General features: G+C 66.5%; 18 protein-coding genes and 1 pseudogene. 9 read left to right on the top strand and 10 right to left on the bottom strand.

The annotated features are described in order from the left end of the window. Positions 1-29: 29 nt before the first annotated feature. Genes rsgA through B2R83_RS16925 form a run of 3 tightly spaced genes read right to left on the bottom strand, consistent with a single transcriptional unit; the run spans position 30 to position 2,508 of the window. Positions 30-920, bottom strand: coding sequence for a ribosome small subunit-dependent GTPase A (rsgA, locus tag B2R83_RS16935; RefSeq protein ID WP_292043754.1), 891 nt, complete (start codon positions 918-920; stop codon positions 30-32). Further along, entirely contained in the window at positions 917-1,249 is a 333-nt protein-coding gene (locus B2R83_RS16930; protein WP_292043752.1) for a 4a-hydroxytetrahydrobiopterin dehydratase, read from the bottom strand. Before B2R83_RS16930 ends, rsgA begins: the two co-directional genes overlap by 4 nt. After that, positions 1,246-2,508: a M48 family metallopeptidase gene (locus tag B2R83_RS16925; RefSeq protein WP_292043750.1), complete on the bottom strand. Its 1,263-nt coding sequence runs from the start codon at positions 2,506-2,508 to the stop codon at positions 1,246-1,248. Before B2R83_RS16925 ends, B2R83_RS16930 begins: the two co-directional genes overlap by 4 nt. A gap of 69 nt (positions 2,509-2,577) precedes the next feature. Between B2R83_RS16925 and orn the strand changes: the two genes are divergently transcribed. The 3 genes and pseudogenes from orn (at position 2,578) to B2R83_RS16910 (ending at position 6,874) form a co-directional block, all read left to right on the top strand. Next, entirely contained in the window at positions 2,578-3,162 is a 585-nt protein-coding gene (orn, locus tag B2R83_RS16920; protein WP_209588697.1) for an oligoribonuclease, read from the top strand. 77 nt (positions 3,163-3,239) lie between these two features. Further along, complete coding sequence (locus tag B2R83_RS16915; protein ID WP_292043747.1) at positions 3,240-5,747, top strand: hybrid sensor histidine kinase/response regulator; 2,508 nt, start codon at positions 3,240-3,242, stop codon at positions 5,745-5,747. A 130-nt stretch (positions 5,748-5,877) separates the two neighbouring features. After that, positions 5,878-6,874: pseudogene (locus B2R83_RS16910) on the top strand (diguanylate cyclase domain-containing protein). 154 nt (positions 6,875-7,028) lie between these two features. Here B2R83_RS16910 and B2R83_RS16905 read toward each other — a convergent pair. Then, complete coding sequence (locus tag B2R83_RS16905) at positions 7,029-7,478, bottom strand: hypothetical protein (protein ID WP_292043745.1); 450 nt, start codon at positions 7,476-7,478, stop codon at positions 7,029-7,031. A gap of 260 nt (positions 7,479-7,738) precedes the next feature. On the opposite strand from B2R83_RS16905, the gene B2R83_RS16900 reads away from it, so the two are divergent. Continuing rightward, a complete protein-coding gene (locus B2R83_RS16900; RefSeq protein WP_292043742.1) occupies positions 7,739-9,361 on the top strand; it encodes a response regulator in 1,623 nt (540 codons plus the stop codon). Between the two features lie 51 nt (positions 9,362-9,412). On the opposite strand, the gene B2R83_RS16895 is transcribed toward B2R83_RS16900, so the two are convergent. Further along, positions 9,413-9,868 (bottom strand): hemerythrin domain-containing protein, encoded by a 456-nt coding sequence (locus B2R83_RS16895; protein WP_292043734.1) that lies wholly within the window; start codon positions 9,866-9,868, stop codon positions 9,413-9,415. A 184-nt stretch (positions 9,869-10,052) separates the two neighbouring features. Here B2R83_RS16895 and B2R83_RS16890 point away from each other — a divergent pair, with 184 nt between their 5' ends. Then, positions 10,053-10,796 carry a sensor histidine kinase gene (locus tag B2R83_RS16890; RefSeq protein ID WP_292043732.1) on the top strand — a complete coding sequence of 248 codons (744 nt, stop codon included), beginning with the start codon at positions 10,053-10,055 and terminating at the stop codon, positions 10,794-10,796. Here the strand turns inward: B2R83_RS16890 and B2R83_RS16885 are convergent. Beyond that, positions 10,793-12,109: an NAD(P)/FAD-dependent oxidoreductase gene (locus B2R83_RS16885; RefSeq protein WP_292043728.1), complete on the bottom strand. Its 1,317-nt coding sequence runs from the start codon at positions 12,107-12,109 to the stop codon at positions 10,793-10,795. The two genes, B2R83_RS16890 and B2R83_RS16885, sit on opposite strands and share 4 nt — an antisense overlap. 178 nt (positions 12,110-12,287) lie before the next feature. On the opposite strand from B2R83_RS16885, the gene B2R83_RS16880 reads away from it, so the two are divergent. Beyond that, a complete protein-coding gene (locus B2R83_RS16880; RefSeq protein ID WP_292043725.1) occupies positions 12,288-13,271 on the top strand; it encodes an aldo/keto reductase in 984 nt (327 codons plus the stop codon). Between the two features lie 13 nt (positions 13,272-13,284). Here B2R83_RS16880 and B2R83_RS16875 read toward each other — a convergent pair whose 3' ends face one another. The 3 genes from B2R83_RS16875 to B2R83_RS16865 form a co-directional block, all read right to left on the bottom strand. Then, positions 13,285-13,752: a hypothetical protein gene (locus B2R83_RS16875; RefSeq protein ID WP_292043723.1), complete on the bottom strand. Its 468-nt coding sequence runs from the start codon at positions 13,750-13,752 to the stop codon at positions 13,285-13,287. A gap of 92 nt (positions 13,753-13,844) precedes the next feature. Next, entirely contained in the window at positions 13,845-14,636 is a 792-nt protein-coding gene (locus tag B2R83_RS16870; protein ID WP_292043720.1) for a LytR/AlgR family response regulator transcription factor, read from the bottom strand. Continuing rightward, the gene (locus B2R83_RS16865) at positions 14,629-15,906 is read right to left on the bottom strand and encodes a sensor histidine kinase (protein WP_292043716.1); all 1,278 of its coding nucleotides are present in this window, start codon (positions 15,904-15,906) and stop codon (positions 14,629-14,631) included. The genes B2R83_RS16870 and B2R83_RS16865 overlap by 8 nt, the downstream gene beginning before the upstream one ends. Positions 15,907-16,123: 217 nt before the next feature. Here B2R83_RS16865 and B2R83_RS16860 point away from each other — a divergent pair, with 217 nt between their 5' ends. The 3 genes from B2R83_RS16860 (at position 16,124) to B2R83_RS16850 (ending at position 18,319) form a co-directional block, all read left to right on the top strand. Then, a complete protein-coding gene (locus B2R83_RS16860; RefSeq protein ID WP_292043714.1) occupies positions 16,124-16,801 on the top strand; it encodes a hypothetical protein in 678 nt (225 codons plus the stop codon). Between the two features lie 67 nt (positions 16,802-16,868). Continuing rightward, entirely contained in the window at positions 16,869-16,997 is a 129-nt protein-coding gene (locus B2R83_RS16855) for a hypothetical protein (protein WP_267872328.1), read from the top strand. A gap of 74 nt (positions 16,998-17,071) precedes the next feature. Next, positions 17,072-18,319, top strand: coding sequence for a DEAD/DEAH box helicase (locus B2R83_RS16850; protein ID WP_292043709.1), 1,248 nt, complete (start codon positions 17,072-17,074; stop codon positions 18,317-18,319). A gap of 34 nt (positions 18,320-18,353) precedes the next feature. Here the strand turns inward: B2R83_RS16850 and B2R83_RS16845 are convergent. Then, positions 18,354-19,561, bottom strand: a 1,208-nt coding sequence (locus tag B2R83_RS16845) for a GNAT family N-acetyltransferase (RefSeq protein ID WP_292043707.1), incomplete at its 5' end; no start/stop codon positions are given.

Raw genomic sequence — 19,561 nt, 5'->3', positions numbered from 1 at the left:
CTTTCCCTTAGGGAAAGCGGATGAAAAAGTCAATAGAGGGTCTGCGACGATTCGTGCAGCAGCTGCGCATACAGCTCGTGGCGCATCTTCGCGATCCTGCCTTCCGCGACCGCGCCCAGCACCGCGCATTGCGGCTCGGCCAGGTGGCGGCAATTGTAGTACTTGCAACCGCCGAGATAAGGCTTGAACTCCACAAAAGCGCGTTCCAGCATGCCTTCGGTCAGATGGTACAGCCCGAATTCCTGGAAGCCCGGCGAATCGATGATCGACGCGCCGCCGGGCAGCCAGTACAGGCGCGTGAAGGTGGTAGTGTGCTTGCCGGTGTCCAGGGCTTCCGAGATCTCGCGCACGGCGATGTCGGCGTCCGGCACCAGCAGGTTGATCAGGGACGACTTGCCCATGCCCGACTGGCCGATGAAGATCGACGACTGCCCGGCCAGCAGGGGCATCAGGGTCTCGACCGCGTGCTCGGGCCGTTCGCGGGCCGACAATTCGTGCACCGGATAGCCGAGCGAGGCATACAGGCCGGCGCGCTCGCGGGCGCGGGCCAGCGGCGGCTCCACGTCGACCTTGTTCAGGATGATGTGGGCCTCGATCCCGGCCGCCTCGGCCGCCACCAGCGAGCGCGAGACCAGGTCGTCGGCGAAGCTCGGCTCGGTGGCGACGACGATGAACAGGCGCGAGATGTTCGCCGCCAGCAGTTTCGACTTGTACTGGTCCGAGCGGTAGAGCAGGGTAGTGCGGTCGGCGATCTTCTCGATCACGGCCTGGTCGTTCGACGTGCGCTTGAGAATCACGACGTCGCCCACCGCCACATTGGTTTTCTTGCCGCGCGTGACGCACTGCAGCTTCTCGCCGTTCGCATCGGCCAGGTAATGGCGGCCGTGGGCCGCGATGATGGTGCCGGTCAACTCGCTCATGCGCTCGGGCCTTGCACGTAGATCGCGTCCGCCCGGGCGGCGCAAATGAAATCGTTGTCGCTCAGCGCGCCGCCGGCCGAGTGGGTGGTGTACGCCACCGTGCAGCGGCGGTAGCCGACCGTCATCTCGGGATGGTGGTTCTGGGCTTCGGCCATGGCTGCTATCGCGTTCACGAAATCGATGGTAGCGCGGTAGTTCGCAAACGTGAACGTGCGCGCAATCGTGCCGTCGATGGCCTGCCATTCGGGCACATCGCGCAGGCGCGTCTGAATCGTGGCCGGGTCCAGCGCCGGCGCGCCGTGAGTGCAGTGTTGGTCAATGAGCTTCATGCGGCCGTCATGGTCAGGTGTTTCACCCGCACCGAAGCCGGCGGGTGCGAATCGTAGAAGCTTGAATACAGCGGGTCCGGCGTCAGGGTCGAGGCGTTGTCCTCGTACATCTTGACCAGGGCCGACACCAGGTGGCTGCTATCGGTATGTTTGGCGGCGAAGGCGTCCGCCTCGAACTCGTGCTTGCGCGAGGTGATGGAGCTGAGCGGCGAGAGCACGAAGGTGAACACCGGCAGCACCAGCGCGAACAGGATCAGGGCCATGCCGTCGTTCGACGCATTCATCATCGGCAGCACGCCCAGGCCGGTGTAGAACCAGGCCTGGTTCTTCAGGTAGCCCAGCAGCGCCAGGAATGCCAGCGACAGCGCGAACATCACCACGATGCGCTTGACGATGTGGCGCAGCTTGAAGTGGCCCAGTTCGTGCGCCAGCACGGCTTCGATCTCGTGCGGCTCGAGGCGCGACAGCAGGGTGTCGAAGAAGACGATGCGCTTGTTGCTGCCAAAGCCGGAAAAATAGGCGTTGCCGTGCGCGCTGCGCTTGCTGCCGTCCATGACGAACAGGCCTTTCGAGGCGAAGCCGACGCGCGCCATCAGGCCTTCGATGCGCTCCTTCAGGCTCACGTCCTCGAGCGGGGTGAACTTGTTGAACATCGGCGCGATCACGGTCGGATAAAGCACCATCATCAGGAGCTGGAAGCCGCTCCACACGCACCAGGCCCACAGCCACCACAGGTCGCCGCTACGCTCCATCAGCGCCAGGATCACCCACAGCAGCGGCAGGCCGATCACGGCGCCGAGGAGCAGGCCCTTGAACATGTCGGCGACCCACAGGCCGGGCGTCATCTTGTTGAAGCCGAAGCGCTGTTCCAGCACGAACTGGCGGTACCAGTCGAAGGGCAGGTCGAGCAGGCCGGAGGCGATCGCGAAGGCGACCACCAGGGCCATCTGGTGCGTCATGCCGGGGCCGGTGAGGCCCAGCAGCGAAACCGACAAGGCCTGCAATCCGCCCAGCAGGGTGAAGCCGATCAGCACCACGCCGCCCCACAGCATCGAGGCGATGCCGAGCCGGGTCCTGGCCACCGTATAGTCGGCCGCCTTCTGGTGCGCCGCGAGCGGCACCTTTGGCGCAAACTCGGCCGGTACGCTGGCGCGGTGGCGCAGCACATGCCGGATGTGCCGGTTGGCCAGCCAGAAGCGCACGCCCAAGGTCAGCGCAAAGAAAACGACGAACAAAACCGAAAACCCGAGTGAAGACATGCTGTGCCTGTGAGAAAATGCAGGATTGCGCGAAAAACGAATGCAGTATCGCTAATCGAAGAGAGAATTATGTCACAAGCTACACAAACCGAAGGCGCTGCCGCGCCTGTGCGCCCGAACGAATTCAACCTGGTCTGGCTCGACATGGAAATGACCGGCCTGGACCCGGACAACGACCGCATCATCGAGGTGGCGGTGGTCGTCACCGATGCCGACCTGAACATCATCGCCGAAGGTCCGGTGTTCGCCATCCACCAGTCGGACGAAACCCTGGACAAGATGGACAACTGGAACAAAGGCACCCACGGCCGCTCGGGCCTGATCGACCGCGTCAAGGCCTCGACCGTGACCGAAGCCCAGGCCGAGCTGGAGCTGATCGCCTTCCTGAAGCAGTACGTCCCGGCCAACAAGTCGCCGATGTGCGGCAACTCGATCTGCCAGGACCGCCGCTTCATGGCGCGCGGCATGCCCAAGCTGGAAGCCTTCTTCCACTACCGTAACCTGGACGTGTCGACCCTGAAGGAGCTGTGCCGCCGCTGGAAGCCCGAACTCGCCTCCGGCTTCAAGAAGCACCAGAAGCATACCGCGCTGGCCGACATCAATGAGTCGATCGAGGAGTTGCGCTACTACCGCGAGCACTTCATCAAGCTGTAAGCGCAACATGTGATGCATGCCTTGCCTGTTTTGCAGAAATGTATCGCAGGCAAGAAAAGCTGTGCGACAATCGGCCCATGTCCTCTCCCTCGCACACCATGGACGACGGCATGCGCATGCGCATCCGCCGTCATGACTGGCGCCAGACCCCGCTCGGTCCGCCCGAGGAATGGCCGCCGGCCCTGCGCACGGCCGTGGACATGGTGTTGCACTCGGCCTTCCCCATGTTCCTGGCCTGGGGCCCGGACCTGATCTTCCTCTACAACGACGCCTACGTGCCGCTGCTCGGGCAGAAGCACGGGCGCGCGCTCGGCGAACGCTTCTGCGACCTGTGGGCCGAGGTCTGGAAGGACATGGTGCCGCTGATCGACCGCGCCCTGTCGGGCAAGCCGGTCTACTTCGAAGACATGCCGATGACGGTGATGCGGCGCGGCTATCCGGAGCGCGCCACCTTCACCTTCTCGCATGCGCCCCTGATCGGCGACGACGGCCAGGTGGCGGGCCTGTTCTGCACCGTGATGGAAACCACGCGCCGCGTCGCCAGCGAGCGCCGCGCGGCCTTCGAGCTGACCGTGTCGGACGCGCTGCGCCCGCTCGCCTCGAGCGAGGAAGTGATCGCCACCGCCAGCGCGCTGCTGGGCGGCGAGCTGCATGCGGACCGGGTGGTGTACGCCGAGATGAACGAGGCGACAGGACGCTTCTCGGTGCCGCGCTGGTGGGCGCGCGACGACCGCAAATGGACGCAGCCCAGTTTCAGCCTCGAGGAATTCGGTCCCGCGGTGGGCGCGGCGCTGCGCGCGGGCGACGTGGTGCGCATCCACGACAGCGCGCGCGACGTGCGCACCATGGGCTACCGCAGCGCCTACATCGCCGACCGCATCGGTGCGCTGCTGGTGGTGCCGCTGGTCAAATCCGGCCGGCTGACGGCCTGCCTCGGCATCGATTGCCTGCTTGCGCGCCACTGGAGCGACGACGACCTGCAGCTGGCGCGCGACGTTGCCGAGCGTACCTGGGCGGCGGCCGAGACCGCGCGCGCCCAGGCCGCGCTGCGCGCCGAACGCGACCGCAGCCGCAACATCTTCGACACCATCGCCGAAGGCTTCGCGGTCTTCGACGCCGACTGGAACATCGTCGAGATGAACGCCGAGGGCCTGCGCCTGTCGCGGGCCACGGCGCTTGATGTCATCGGGCGCAATCACTGGGAAGTGTTCCCGCACACGGTCGACATGGAGCTTGGCCGCATGTACCGCGAGGTGATGCGCACCCGGGTCGCCTCGGCCGCCATCTATTCGCACACCTTCCCCGACGGCGAGCGCATCTGGACCGAGGTGCGCGCCTACCCGATGCAGGACGGCAGCATCGCCTCCTTCTTCCGCGACATCACCGACCGCAAGCTGGCCGAGGAAAAGCTGGTCGAGGCCGACCGCCGCAAGGACGAATTCCTGGCCATGCTGGCGCACGAGCTGCGCAACCCGCTGGCGCCGATCAGCGCCGCCGCCGAGCTGCTGCGCATCGGCACGCTGGGCGAGGAGCGGGTGCGCCAGAGCAGCAACATCATCGGGCGCCAGGTGCGCCACATGACGCGCCTGGTGGACGACCTGCTGGACGTCTCGCGGGTGACGCGCGGCCTGATCACGCTCGAGCGGGCCGAGGTCGGCATGCGCGGCGTGGTGCAGGAAGCGGTGGAGCAGGTCAGGCCGGCCATCGATGCCAGGCGCCAGCGCTTGTCGGTGCACCTGCCGCCCTCATGGGCGCTGGTGGAAGGGGACAAGGCGCGCCTGGTGCAGGTGGTGGCCAACGTGCTCGGCAACGCCACCAAGTACACGCCGGAAGGCCGCGAGATCGACCTGCGCGCCGAGGTGCGCGGGGATGGCGCCAAAAGCGCGCTGGTGATCAGCGTGCGCGACGAAGGCATCGGCATGGACCGCGAGCTGAGCGCCAGGGTGTTCGACCTGTTTGCGCAGGGCGAGCGCTCGTCGGACCGTTCGCAGGGCGGCCTCGGTCTCGGCCTGGCGCTGGTGCGCAACCTGGTCGAGCTGCATGGCGGGATGGTCGGCTGTTCGAGCCCGGGACCGGGCAAGGGCAGCACCTTCGTCATCACGCTGCCGCTGTTGCGCGAGGCCGTTCCCGCGCCGCTGCCGCAAGCGCCCGCGCCGGCGGCGAAGGCCGGCGCCTTGACGGTGCTGGTGGTGGACGACGCGCGCGACGGCCGCGAGCTGATCGCGCGCATCCTCACCGACTGCCATGCCCGGGTGCGGGTCGCCGCCAGCGCGCGCGAAGCCTTCGATGCGCTGCGCGCCGACCGCCCCGACGTCCTGGTGAGCGACCTGGGCATGCCCGAGGTCGACGGGTTCGAACTGATCGGCTGGGTGCGCGCCCTGCCGCGCGAGGCCGGCGGCCAGCTGCCGGCCATCGCCCTGACCGCCTTTGCCCGGCCCGAAGACCGGCTAAAGGCGCTGGAAGCCGGTTTTTCGACCCATATTTCGAAGCCGGTGGAGCCGGGAGAACTCATCGCCGCCGTCGCTTCCGTAGCGCTCCCGACTGCACAGATGGTGAATGGCGCAGCACGCGCGCCTGGTCGATAATGATCCTACCCGGATACGCGGCGCTGTCCTACAAGAAATTTTTAGGCTTTTGCTAGACTATGAAGATATGGGAGGCGTCCATTCCAAAAGGAAATGGAACACGTTTCCGACAGAGTAGAAGAGAACGAGCATGCCGAGCAGACAAGACATTTTGAACGCGAAGATCCTGGTGGTGGACGATTCGCCCGACAATATCGAGCTGATGGAAGAGATATTGCGCGAAGAAGGCTACACCTGCGTCAGTTCGACGATGCTGCCCGAGCAGGTATGCCCGCTGCATCGCGAGCACAACTACGACCTGATCCTGCTCGACCTGCAGATGCCCGGCCTGAACGGCTTCCAGGTGATGAAGGGCCTGAAGGAGATCGAACAGGGCGGCTACCTGCCGGTGCTGGCGCTGACCGCCCAGCCGAGCTTCAAGATCGCCGCGCTGGAAGCCGGCGCCCGCGACTTCATCAGCAAGCCCTTCGACCTGCTCGAGGTGCACAAGCGCATCCACAACATGCTGGAAGTACGCCTGCTCTACAAGGAGCTGGCCCAGTATTCGCGCGCGCAGCAGGAGCTGGCGCTGCACGACGCCCTCACCGGCCTGCCCAACCGCCGCCTGCTGGAAGACCGCATCGAGACCGCCCTGCAGCACGCCAACCGCAGCCATACCAAGGCCGCGATCATGTACCTCGACCTGGACGGCTTCAAGGCGATCAACGACACCTATGGCCACGCCTATGGCGACGACATCCTCAAGATGGTGTCGGCGCCTGCTGGCCAGTTCGCGCAAGGAAGACACGGTGGCGCGCCTCGGCGGCGACGAATTCATGGTGGTGCTGGGCGAGATCCACAGCCTGGCCGACGCCCAGGGTCCGGCGGCCAAGCTGGTCGAAGCCGTGTCCGAGCCCTATTTCATCAACGACCTGACCCTGCGCCTGTCGACCTCGATCGGCATCAGCATCTATCCGGACGACGCCGAATCGGTCGACGCCCTCATCAGCATCGCCGACTACGCGCTGTACGAAGCCAAGCGCGCCGGCAAGAACCGCTTCTGCTCGCCGGCGGCCAACCGCCAGACGGCGACCAAGACGCCGGCGGCGACGAATCCGGGTTCGGTAGAGACGGCGGCGCATCGCTGACTGCAAAAATAGGCCGGAACAATGCCACTGGTATTGTTCCGGCCTATTTCTTCGCGCAGGGTTCGTCTTGACCGATACCACGCGCCAAAACAGACAGGCCACCGGTAGCTCCCGCCGCCCGTGGCCCGTCATGAACTACAAAACCGCTGATCGATCAGCGATTCCCGCCCTCGTCCTTCTGCAGATACCTGGTATTGATTTCCGCCGAACGCAGCATCTCCTCGCTATGCGACTCGATCGCCTGCGCGGCCTGGTGGTCGCGGCTAGCGTCGACCTTGTCGGGCGCCACCTCGATGCGGGTGATGCTGGACTGGACCGATACCGGGTCGCTGGCCGGGAAGGTCATCTCGACGGCGTCGTCGAGCAGTTCTTCCTCGGCCTGCTCCTTGCCCGAGGCGTTTTCGCAGCTGGACAGCGCCTTGATGGCAAGCGCGTAGTTAACGATCTGCATGTTTGCGAGATCACCGATCGTGTGCACGCCGGCGGCGGCAAAGGCACTGGCTTGTTGTTCGCTGACGCCACACAGGGCGGTCAGCGGCGAATTGACGAGCTCACGGAACGATTTGCCGTGATAATCCTGATTTACGATAGAGTCGATATTCATTATCTGTCCTTTCATGTAGGCAGCCCCGTTCCCATGGAGTCGGTTGAACTGGAGGCTTCCACTATCGCACAGCCGCCCGGGCACGTATGTGCGGCACCGTACACGTCACCATGCGCACGATTGAGTTTTGCCTATTTGCACTTAAATTGCCCGTGATATCATTCTTTGTTATTACAGTGATTCTTTGAAACCTTACACTTTTGATTTGGTAAGAACTTTCCTAAAGGAAAACCCTTTGAGGGAAAGCACAGCGAACCATCGTGGCACACACTGACAAACCCAAGATCCTGGTCGTCAACGACGACGCCGCCAGTCTGTTAGCGCTGACGAGCCTGCTCGACCAGTGGGCGGAGGAAAGCAATTATTCGGTGCATTCGGCGCGTTCCGGCCAGGAAGCCCTGCGCCAGGTGCTGCTCCACGATTTCGCCGTGATCCTGCTCGATGTGAACATGCCCGGGATGGACGGCTTCGAGACCGCCGAGGCGATCCACCAGCGCGGGCGCTCGGCGGATATCCCGATCATCTTCGTCACCGCCTTCCTGGCCGACGAGATCGACCGCCTCAAGGCTTACCAGCGCGGCGCCGCCGACTTCCTGTTCACCCCGGTCATCCCGCAGATCCTGCACGCCAAGGTCTCGGTGTTCGTGGCGCTGGCAATGAAGAACGAGCAGCTCAAGCGCCAGGCCGAAAAGCTCTCGCAGCGCACCACCGAGCTGACCGCGACCAACCGCCGCCTGGTGCGCGAGATGGAAGAGCGCCGCGACGCCGAACGCAAGAGCCACGCCAAGGACGAATTCCTCGCCATGCTCGGCCACGAGCTGCGCAACCCGCTGTCGGCGATCAGCAGCGCTTCCTCGCTGATCGGCATGGCCGGCGCCAACGCCGAGACGGTGAGCCGCGCCAAGCAGATCATCCAGCGCCAGAGCCAGCACCTGTCGCGCATCGTCGACGACCTGCTCGACCTGTCGCGTGCGATGTCGGGCAAGATCCTGTTGGCGCGCAAGCCGATCGATCTGTCCAACCTGGTATCGGGCTGCCTGGAGACCCTGCGCGCCACCGGCCGTTCCGCCGGCTACCGTATCAGCGTCGACCTGGCCCCGAACTGGGTCGACGGCGACCCGACCCGCCTCGAACAGATCACCACCAACCTGCTGGACAACGCGCTCAAGTACACGCCCGCGGGCGGCAGCATCGACGTCGGGGTGGCGCAGTCGGGCGAGGACGTGGTGCTGACGGTACGCGATACCGGCGTCGGCATCCCGGAGGAACTGCTGCCGCACGTGTTCGATGTGTTCGTCCAGGGCGCGATCTCGATCGACCGCTCGCAGGGCGGCCTGGGGATCGGCCTGTCGCTGGTGCGGCGCCTGGTGGAACTGCATGGCGGCAGCGCCAGCGCCCATAGCGACGGCAGCGGCAGCGGCAGTACCTTCATGATCCGCCTGCCGCGCACCGAACCCGTGCTGCCGTTCGTCAGCCCGCAGCAGTCGAGCGGCGACAACTCCGGCAAGCCCGCGGTGCTGCTGATCGAGGACAATGAGGACGGCCGCGAGATGATGGCGACCATGCTGGCCGCCCACGGCTTCCCGGTGGACACCGCCGCCGACGGGCTGCAGGGCGTGGCGGCCGCGCTGGCCGGCCGCCCGGCCGCGGCGCTGGTCGACATCGGCCTGCCCGGCATCGACGGCTACGAAGTCGCGCGCCGTCTGCGGGGCGACCCGGCCACGTCCCATATCCGCCTGATCGCCCTGACCGGCTATGGACTGGCCGAAGACAAGCGGCGCGTGATGGAAGCGGGCTTCGACCAGCACCTGGTCAAGCCGGTCGGCATGGACCAGTTGCTGGAGGCGCTCGCGCCGGCCACGGTGCAGGCCGACGCGGCCTGAGGCTGTCCCGGCGAAGGCCGGGAGTCCCGGCGGCGCCGGGACAGGTATTGCTTACTGCAGTTCGGCGGCCCGGGCTGCCATTTCCTGGCCCAGCGCCTGCAGGTCCAGCTTCAGTTCCTTCATCTTCGGGAACATTTCCTGCTCTTCTTCCTCGACGTGGTGGTCGACCAGCTCGCCCAGCACCTTCACCTTGGCGTCGTACAGGTCGTCGCCCGGGTCCATTTCCTGGATCTGGGCGATCAGGTCCTTGGCCGACGCGTGTTCGACGACAGCCTCGTCGACCATGTCCTCGGTTTCCTCGGTTGCTTCGCGCACTGCCGGATACAGGATCTCTTCCTCGATCGTGGTGTGCATGATCAGTGCCTGGCAGATCTCGTCGGCGAGCTTTTTCTTGCTGACCTTGGCGCGGTCGGTCATGTTCTCGAACTTCTCGAACATCTCGTGGACTTCGCGGTGCTGCGCGGTGAGCAGAGTGATGGCATCCTGCGATTTGCTTGCGGTCGTCATTGTATTACCCCCGGTTATTAATAAAGTGGTATCGCCACGCCCCAAGCTTCGCCCGAAACGGGTAACGCGACTGTACGGCAGCGCACGCTGCTTTCGGCACCCCGCCAGATACAATGCACCGGCCTTGCGCGCCGTCGCTCGGCCAACTGTTGTATGATTTGGGAAACATTTAACCGAGCCTACGATGACCGAACCGGCACATCCGCAGCCCCTGCCCGCCGCAGTCGCATCGACAGCGCCGGGCGCGGACCGCACCGCTGAACTCACCGAGATGCTGGGCTACCTCGCCGCCTGCTGGGACGAGGAACGCCGCCTGCTGGCACGCCAGCTCCACGACAGCCTGGGCTCGTCGATGACGGCGCTGACCATGCACCTTGCCCTGCTCAGCCAGCACATCCCGGCCGAGAACCAGTCGATGCGCGACCGCAGCGCCCAGATGAAGGGGCTGCTCGCCAACATCATCGAGACCAACCGCAAGATGCAGCTCGAGCTGTGGAACGACAAGCTCGAGTTCCTCGGCCTGAAGGCCGCGCTGGCCGAGCTGGTCCCCGGCTTCGCCGCCGCGCACGGCATCAAGGCGCGCGCCAGCCTGCCCGACGAAGACGGATCCTATACCCGCACCCAGGGCGTGGTGCTGCTGCGCTGCGTCGAGGAAGGCCTGCGCAACGTGGCCGCGCATGCGCGCGCGACCGAGGTCGACGTGATCCTGGACGACGACGGCGAGCAGGTGATGCTGACCATCCGCGACAACGGCAGCGGCCTGCCGAAGAATGACAAAGTTTTAGAATCGACCAGCTGCCACGGCCTGCGCCTGCTGCGCGAGCGCGCGCGCTTCCTGGGCGGCACGCTGGAGCTCGGCGCCGGCGAGACCGGCGGCGCGGTGTTACGCATGACTTTGCCGAAGCAGGCGCCGCCCACCCTACCTTAATGGAGCTTCACCAGCGGCGTGGCGCGCCGCACCAGGAAGCGCGCCAGCGCCAGCACCCCGGTGCGCATGGTGCCGAGCACCGCGCGGTGGTGCATCAGGTGCAGGCTGGTGTACATCAGGCGCGCCATCGTGCCCTGCACGAACCAGCTGGCGCCGCGCAATGAGCCCATCAGGCTGCCCACGCTCGTGGAGCGGCCCACCGACACCAGCGAACCGTAGTCGCGGTATTCATACGGCCGGTCCTGGGGCGCATGGCCCCTGGACTTGCGCAGGAAAGTCGTGACCAGGTAGTCGGCCTGCTGGTGGGCGGCCTGGGCGCGCGGCGGCACCGCATTGCCCTTGCCGTCGACGCAGGCGGCGCAATCGCCCAGCGCATAGATGTCGTCCGCGCCCTTCACGCGCAGGTGCGCGTCGACCTCGACCTGGCCGCCCCTGGCGGTCGGCAGGCCCGTTGATGCCAGCAGGTCGGGCGCCTTGATCCCGGCGGCCCAGACGCACAGGTTGGACGGATACACGTTGCCGTCCTTGTCGACGACGCGGTCGCGGTCGATCTGCGTGACCCGGCAGTCGGTGACCACGCGGATGCCGCGCTTGGCGAGCAGATCGTTTGCCGCGCTCGACACCTTTTCCGGCAGCGGCGCCAGCACGCGCGAGGCGCCTTCCAGGATGGTGATGCGCACGTCGCGCTTCACGTCCAGCTGGTCGAAACCGTAGGTGACATAGGCGCCGGAGGCCTCGCGTAGCTCGGCCGCCAGTTCGACGCCGGTGGCGCCGCCGCCGATGATCACCACGTCCAGGCCGCTTCCCTTGCCTTCTTCGTGATCCTGCTCGGCGGCCAGCATCAGGCGCAGCATGCGCAGGCGGAAGCGCTCGGCGTCCTCGGTGGCGTTCAGGGAAATGGTGTGCTCCATGGCGCCGGGCACGCCGAAATAGTTCGAGGTGCTGCCGACCGCGAGCACCAGAGAACCGTAGGCGATGCGGCGCTCGGGCAGGACCTCGTCGTTGTCGGTGGCCGCCACGATTGCGCCCACGGTGATGGTCTTCGACGCGGCGTCGAGGGCGGTCATCGGCCCGAATACGAAACTGAAGCCGTTGTCATGCGCCAGCATCTGGTAGGACAGACCTTCCTGGTGGATGTCCAGGGTGCCGGCCGCGACTTCGTGCAGCGACGGCTTCCAGATGTGGTACAGCCGGCTGTCCACCAGCGTCACCTTCGATGGCCCCAGCTTGCGGCCCAGTTTGCAGGCCAGTTCCAGGCCGCCCGCCCCGCCACCCACGATCACGATTTCGCTACGCAAAGTAAGCTCCTTCATGGTGCGCCCGTCCGGCAATGCCAGTACATGGGCGATGTGGCAATCTTACTACGTCGGCGCAAAGCCTGCGGCACCCTGGCTCCTGTGGAAGAGTCCGCGGCGGCGCCGGCCGCCCGGTTCAACGGTGCGCGCCGCGCGCCGGTGTAGCATGGCGCGACCATCGACACGAAAGGACAGCATGAACCAGCGCTACCGACCGATCTCGCGCCTGGGCCTTGGCGGCACCGGCCTGGGCGACATGTACCACACCACGAGCGACGAGGCGGCCCGCACCACCGTCGACGCGGCCTGGGAAGCGGGCATCCGCTATTTCGACACCGCCCCGCACTACGGCACCGGCCTGTCCGAGCACCGCTTCGGCCAGGCCCTGCGCACCCGGCCGCGCACGGACTACACGCTGTCGACCAAGGTCGGGCGCGTGCTGGTGCCCGACCCAAGCGGCGACATCGCCCCGCCCTTCGTCTCGTCGCTGCCCTTCCGGCGCCTGACCGACTACACGGCGACTGGTGCACGCCGCTCGGTCGAGGACAGCCTGCAGCGCCTGGCCCTCGGCAGCATCGACATCGTCTACGTGCACGACCTCTCGCCCGACCACCTGGGCGAAGGGTTCGACCACCATTACCGGATCGCCGCCGGCCGCGGCGGCGCCTTCGAGGAACTGGTGCGGATGCGCGAGGAAGGGCTGATCAAGGCCTGGGGCCTGGGCGTGAACACGGTCGAACCCTGCCTGCGCGCGCTGCGCGACTCCGACCCGGACATCTTCCTGCTGGCCGGGCGCTACACGCTGATGGAAACCACGCCGCTGGAGGCCCTGTTCCCGCTGTGCGAGGAGCGCGGCGCCGGCATCGTGCTGGGCGGCCCGTTCAATTCGGGTTTCCTGGCGGGCGGCGACCACTACGACTACGTGCCGGCCAAGCCGAAGCACTTCGAACACCGCGAACGGCTGCGCCACGTGGCGGCGCGCCATGGCGTCGACCTGCCGGCGGCGGCCCTGCAGTTCGGCGCGGCCCATCCGGTGGTGGTGGCCACCATTCCCGGCGCCAGCAGCACGCGCCACCTGCGCCGCAATGCCGACCTGATGGACATCAAGATTCCGGCGGCGTTCTGGCAGGCCTTGATCGCCGAGGGATTGCTGCCGGACGGGGTGCCGCTACCGGCGTGAAGCCGGCGCCGGCTCAGTCGTGGCCGCGGCCGTGGCCCTTGCCGTGACCGTGACCGCGGTCGTGATCCCTGCCATGGCCACGGTCGTGGTGGCGGTCATGCCCACGGCCGCCACGGTCGTCGTAGCGCTCGCGGTAATGCACTTCGCGGTAGCGCGGCGCGTACACGTCCGAGTACCAGCGGTCCTGCACGAACAGCACCGGCTGGCCGCAGGCGCCGTACTTGCGGCAATGCTTGCTCCAGTTCTTGCGGTGGCCCGGCGGGACGCGCAGGTAGACCGGCTCGGCGCGCACGCGGTGGCGGCGCTCGATGATGATCGGTTCGGCCACGTACACCGGCGGCGGGCCGTAGCTGCGGTAGCCGTCGCCGAGGTCGATGCGACCGTAGAAGCCGGGCTGGCCGATGCTGATGCTGACATTGGTCTGGGCCAGGGCCGGGAACGAAGCTGCCGCCAGGGCTGCAGAGAGAATCAGGGCTTTCATGGATGCCTCCAGGCTTGTTAATGGCATAACTTTACCATCGGCAAGCACGATTCCATTGCCCCGATACACTCTGTGCCGGCTTTCACATCTGGTTACATGTTGCGGAACAGGCCCATGAAGGGCTGGCTCACCGCCAGTGTCTCGGGCCGGTTCTTCAGGCGCAGGACGCCGCGCCCGCTCTCGTCGCGGGTGACGCCGCTGACTGCGCGCAGGTTGACGATGGTCGAGCGGTGTACCTGCTTGAAGTGGGTCGGGTCGAGCACCTCGAGCAGGTCGCGGATGGGCTTCCTCAGCAGGGTCTCGCCCTCGATGGTCATGACCACCGTGTACTTGGAGTCGGCCTGGAAGTAGCACACGTCGTCCACCAGGATCAGGCGCGTTTCCTGGCCGCGGCTGGCGGTCAGCCAGACCAGCGGCGGCGCCTTCGGCTGCGGCGGCGCCACCGCCTGCAGCTGCTGCAGCAAAGCCTGCAGCTGTCTCAGTTGCCCGCTGTCCTGGCCGCCGCGCTGCAGGCGCGCCTGCACCCGCCCGACCGCGCCGGCCAGGCGCTCGCGCGCCACCGGCTTGAGCAGGTAGTCGACGGCGCCGCGCTCGAAGGCGTCGATCGCGTACTGGTCGTAGGCGGTGACGAACACCACTTCGGTCTTGATACCGGCGGCCAGCAGGTTCGACGCCACTTCCAGCCCGCTCAGGCCGGGCATGCGGATGTCCAGGAACACCACGTCCGGACGGTGCTCGGCGATCGCATCGAGGGCGCTGCCGCCATCCTCGCAGCTGGCCACGATCTCGAGTTCCGGCCACACCTGGCCGAGCAGCTGGACCAGCGATTCGCGCAGCAGGGCTTCGTCTTCCGCCACGACGCAGCGGATGCGGGAATCAAGCATGATGGGCTCCTGCCCCTACGGTATGGGGAACGGTGATGGTGGCGGCCACGCCGCTCGGGAAGTTGGCCACGATCGAGAACGCGGCCGCGCTGCCGTAGGCCAGGCGCAGGCGCTCGCGCACGTTGCGCAGGCCGACCCCGGTGCCGCCGCCCTCGGCGGTGAAGCCGCGGCCGTCGTCGGCTACCGTCACCGCCACCGCACTGTCGACCTGGCGCGCAAGGATCCACACCGTGCCGCCGCCCGGCTTGGGCTCGAGGCCGTGCTTGATCGCGTTCTCGACCAGGGTCTGCAGCATCATGCTCGGGAACAGTACCGCGCGCAGCACGTCCGGCACGTCGACCTGCAGCTGCAGGCGCGGCCCCATGCGGATCTTCAGGATGTCGAGGTAGGCGCGGGCGCGTTCCAGTTCCTCGCCGATGGTCGAGGGCGCGTCCTCGGTGCGCGGCAGCGAGTGGCGCAGGTACTGGATCAGGTTGCCCAGCATCTCGTCGGCGCGCGCCGGGTCGGTGCGGGTCAGCACCTGGGCGCTGGCCAGGGTGTTGTACAGGAAGTGCGGCTCGACCTGGGCGTGCAGCAGGTTCAGCTTGGCCACCGTGAGCTCCTTCTCGGTGGCGGTCTGGGCCACCATCGCCTGTTCGCCGCGGCGCCGCTCGGCTACCCGGCGGGTAATCGCCCGCACGATCGCTTCGGCGTTTTCCAGGTTGGTGCCGTGGTCGACCAGGAAGGTGTCGGTCCAGGCCGGGTCTTCCGGTTCGCAGATCAGGGTGACGCTGCCGGCGGAATCGCCGTTCGGCGTCACCGTGGCCAGGATCTGGTTGCGCCGCTCGCCAAAAGGAATGAAGGCCCAGCTGGCGGCGGGCGGTTGGCCGTCGTGGTGCATGGCGTAGGGATTGATGCGCTTGACCTTGGCGCGCACCTGCAGGCTGTCGCGCGCGCTCTCGACCAGGATGGCGCCGGGCAGTTCGCGGATCGCGGCATCGATCAGGTCGAAGGCCTCGCCGGCCTCGAAGGGAATCTCGATCTGGCGCCGCTGGCGGTTGGACAGGGTGCTGCTGTTGAGGCTACCCGCGATCAGGCGCACCCGGCGCATGTGCGAGAACACGCCGGAGAGCACCCACAGCCCGAGGAACAGCGCCAGCAGCGCGAAATAGCCGCCGACGTCGCGCTCGACGATATCCCGGGTCCCCTCGGCAACGATGATCGCGAAGATCAGGTAGCAGCCGAGCCAGGCGGCCAGCAGGCGTCCAATGTGGAAAGTGCTTGAAATCATGATGTTCTTTCAGTAGTCAGGGCTGTGCCAGATTAGTCCTGGTCTCTATTGCCGGGTGACATTATGCGACGGAGCCGGGATAGTGGCGACGAAAGCGGCCCTGGCAGGCACAAATAAAGCGTTGTACATCGCCCTCACCCGGGCCGGCTTTTCTTGCCGCCGGCAGGCGCTGCCGCTACAATGATGCCCTAATTCAACATCACAAGGCTTTCCCATCATGGCACTCAAGCACGCATTCCTTGCCCTGACGGCCCTCGCCGCCAGCATGTCGGCCCAGGCGCAGGTCGGCGCCGCCGTCACCGCCGACCTCGGCACCACCGGCGCCGGTTTCCACCTGGTCGTCCCGATGGAGAGCAACCTCAACGGCCGCTTCGGCGCCAACTACTTCAAGCACGACTTCGAGAAGCGCTCGGGCCTGGTCGACTACAAGCTCGACGGCAAACTGGCAACCTTCGACGTGCTGTTCGACTGGTATGTCATCCCCCACAGCAGCTTCCGCCTGACCGGCGGCATCCTGTACAACGGCACCCGTTTCAAGGCCCTTGGCGTCCCGGCCGCGAACGGCAGCTTCAACTTCAACGGCATCAACTACCTGGCCGCCGACTTCGGTGCCCTGAAAGGCGAAGTCAACTTCCGCCGCGCCGCGCCGTATCTCGGCATCGGCTGGGGCAACGCCCTCACCCCGAACAAGCGCTGGAACTTCAATGCCGACATCGGCGTCTTCCACCAGGGCAAGGCTCGCGTCAACCTGATCGCCTACGGCTGCAGCACCAACGTCACCTTCTGCAGCAAGCTGGCGAGCGACGTCAACGTCGAAGAACTGCGCCTGCAGGAAGAAGTCTCGGACTACAAGATCTACCCGGTACTGCGCGCCGGCATCTCGTACAGCTTCTAACTGCGCAACGCGTATGCATTTTCGGCGCGGACTGGCGTATGATGGGGCTTCTTGACAAGGAGCCATCATGCCACCGCGCCGCCTCTTCCCCGCCGCCGCGCTCGCGATTGCCTGCCTGTTGCTGACTGCCTGCAAGGACCAGCGCGAGCCGGTCAAGCCGATCGTCGACCTGTCGGTCCTGATTGACCTCGCCTGAGCCGGCGTGCCCTTCGCTTGCCGCCTCCGGCAAGTTAAACTACGGCCTGTACATTTACTCGTCGTAAGGTTTCCATGTCCTTTGCTTCGCTTGGACTGATCGATCCGATCGTCCAGACCCTCGCTTCGCTCGACTACAGCACCCCCACCGCCGTCCAGCAGCAGGCGATTCCCGTCATCCTGTCCGGCAAGGACGTCATGGCCGCGGCCCAGACCGGCACCGGCAAGACCGCCGGCTTCGCCCTGCCGGTCCTGCAGCGCCTGTTCAAGCGCGACAAGCCGGTAGGCAGCAATGCCGTGCGCGCCCTGGTCCTGGTGCCGACGCGCGAACTGGCCGAGCAGGTGCACGAGAGCTTCCGCAGCTACGGCGCCGGGCTGAACCTGCGCACCATGGTCGCTTATGGCGGGGTCAGCATCAATCCGCAGATGATGAACCTGCGCAAGGGGGTGGACGTGCTGGTGGCGACGCCGGGCCGCCTGCTCGACCTGCACCGCCAGAACGCGGTGAAGTTCACGGAAGTCATCACGCTGGTGCTGGACGAGGCCGACCGCATGCTCGATCTCGGCTTCTCGAAGGAACTCGACCAGGTATTCGCGGCGCTGCCGAAAAAGCGCCAGACCCTGCTGTTCTCGGCCACCTTCTCCGACCAGATCCGCGCCATGTCCAACCGCCTGCTGCGCGAGCCGGTGCGCATCGAGGCGAGCCCGCGCAACACCACTGTGGCCAAGGTCACCCAGTGGCTGGTGCCGGTGGACAAGAAGCGCAAACCCGAGCTGTTCCTGCACCTGCTGAAAAAACACGACTGGACCCAGGTGCTGGCCTTCGCCAAGACCCGCAAGGGGGTGGACGAGCTGGTCGGCCTGCTGGACGCCAAGCGCATCCCGGCCGATGCGATCCACGGCGACAAGCCGCAGCCGGCGCGCCTGCGCGCGCTGGAGCGCTTCAAGGCGGGCGAGGTGAAGGTGCTGGTGGCGACCGACGTCGCCGCGCGCGGCCTCGACATCGACGACCTGCCGGTGGTGGTCAACGTCGACCTGCCGATCGTGGCCGAGGACTACGTGCACCGCACCGGGCGCACCGGACGCGCCGGGGCCTCGGGCGAGGCGGTCTCGCTGGTGGCGGCCGACGAGGTGGAGTTCCTGGCCGCGATCGAGGCGCTGACGCGCCAGCTAATTAAGCGCGTGGAAGAAAGCGGCTTCGAGCCGGAGCATCGCGTGCCCGAGACGGTCGCGGGCGGGCAGATCGTCAAGAAGCCGAAGAAGCCCAAGAAACCGAAGGGCGATGCGAAGGTGGTGGTGGAGGACGTGCGCTTCCGGAGGTGAAATATTATTTCATCGGAGCGGCTGCGTTGAAATTTTACTGCAACACCAGCCGCATCTCGCGCATGCCTTCCAGCCCGGTCGACTTCACCGTAAACCCCATCCGCTTGGCCAGCCCGGTGATGCGCGAGTTCTGCGGCAGCGCCTCCCCCACGATCTCGCGCGTGCCGCGCGCACGGCAGTAGTCGATCAGCTTCTGCATCATGAGCTTGCCCAGCCCCATGCCCTTCAGGTCCGAGCGCACCGTCACCGCGAATTCCGCCGTGATGTTGTCCGGATCGGCCACCACCCGCCCCACCGCCAGGGTCTCGGCCACGCCTTGCGCATTGGGCCGGGTGGCAATAAACGCCATCTCGCGGTCGTAGTCGATCTGGGTGAAGCGCGCCAGCTGCGAGGGCTGCAGTTCGCGCACGCGCACGAACATCCGGTAGCGCACGTCGTCCGGCGTGAGCGCATCGAAAAAGGCCAGGTGGGCCGGACCGTCCTCCGGGCGGATCGGCCGCAGCAGCAGCGGCGCGCCCTGCCAGTCTATGGTCTCTTCCAGCTCGCGCGGATAGGGCCGGATCGCCAGCCGGTCGAGGGTGCTGCCGGAACGGTCGGCCAAGGCCAGGCGCATGCGCGCGTCCAGCACCACTGCGCCGCGGCTGTCGGCCAGCAGCGGGTTCAGATCCAGCTCGACGATCTCGGGAATGTCCGCGACCATGCGCGAGACCTGCACCAGCGTGGCCAGCACCGCGTCCATGTTGGCCGCCGGCCGGTTGCGGTAGCCGGCCAGCAGCCTGGCCACGCGGGTACGGTCGACCAGGTCGCGCGCCAGCACCAGGTTCAGGGGCGGCAGGCCGACCGCATGGTCGTCGGCCACTTCCACCGTCACCCCGCCCTGCCCGAATACGATCACCGGCCCGAACACGGCGTCCAGCGCCGCCCCGACGATCAGTTCGTGCGCGTTGCTGCGCCTCACCATGGCCTGCACCGAGTAGCCCTCGAATTTCGCCTGCGGGAACAGCTCCGCGAGGCGCCGGCGCATGCGCGTGGCGGCCGCGCGCACGCCTTCGTCGCCGTCGAGGTCGAGGGTGACGCCGCCGAAATCCGACTTGTGCATCACGTCCGGCGTCAGGATCTTGACCGCCACCGGGTAGCCGATGCGCCGGGCGGCGGCCACCGCCTCTTCCACGCTGGCGGCCTGGCGCGTCTCGACCACCGCCATGCCGTAGGTGCGCAGGATGGCCTTGGTCTCGGGGTCGG

Origin of the sequence: Massilia sp. UBA6681 (genome assembly GCF_002454935.1) — a bacterium.
Taxonomy (GTDB): Bacteria; Pseudomonadota; Gammaproteobacteria; order Burkholderiales; family Burkholderiaceae_D; genus Telluria; species Telluria varians.
Note: the sequence above shows the minus strand (reverse complement) of the source record. Positions and strands in the feature narration are given on the sequence as shown.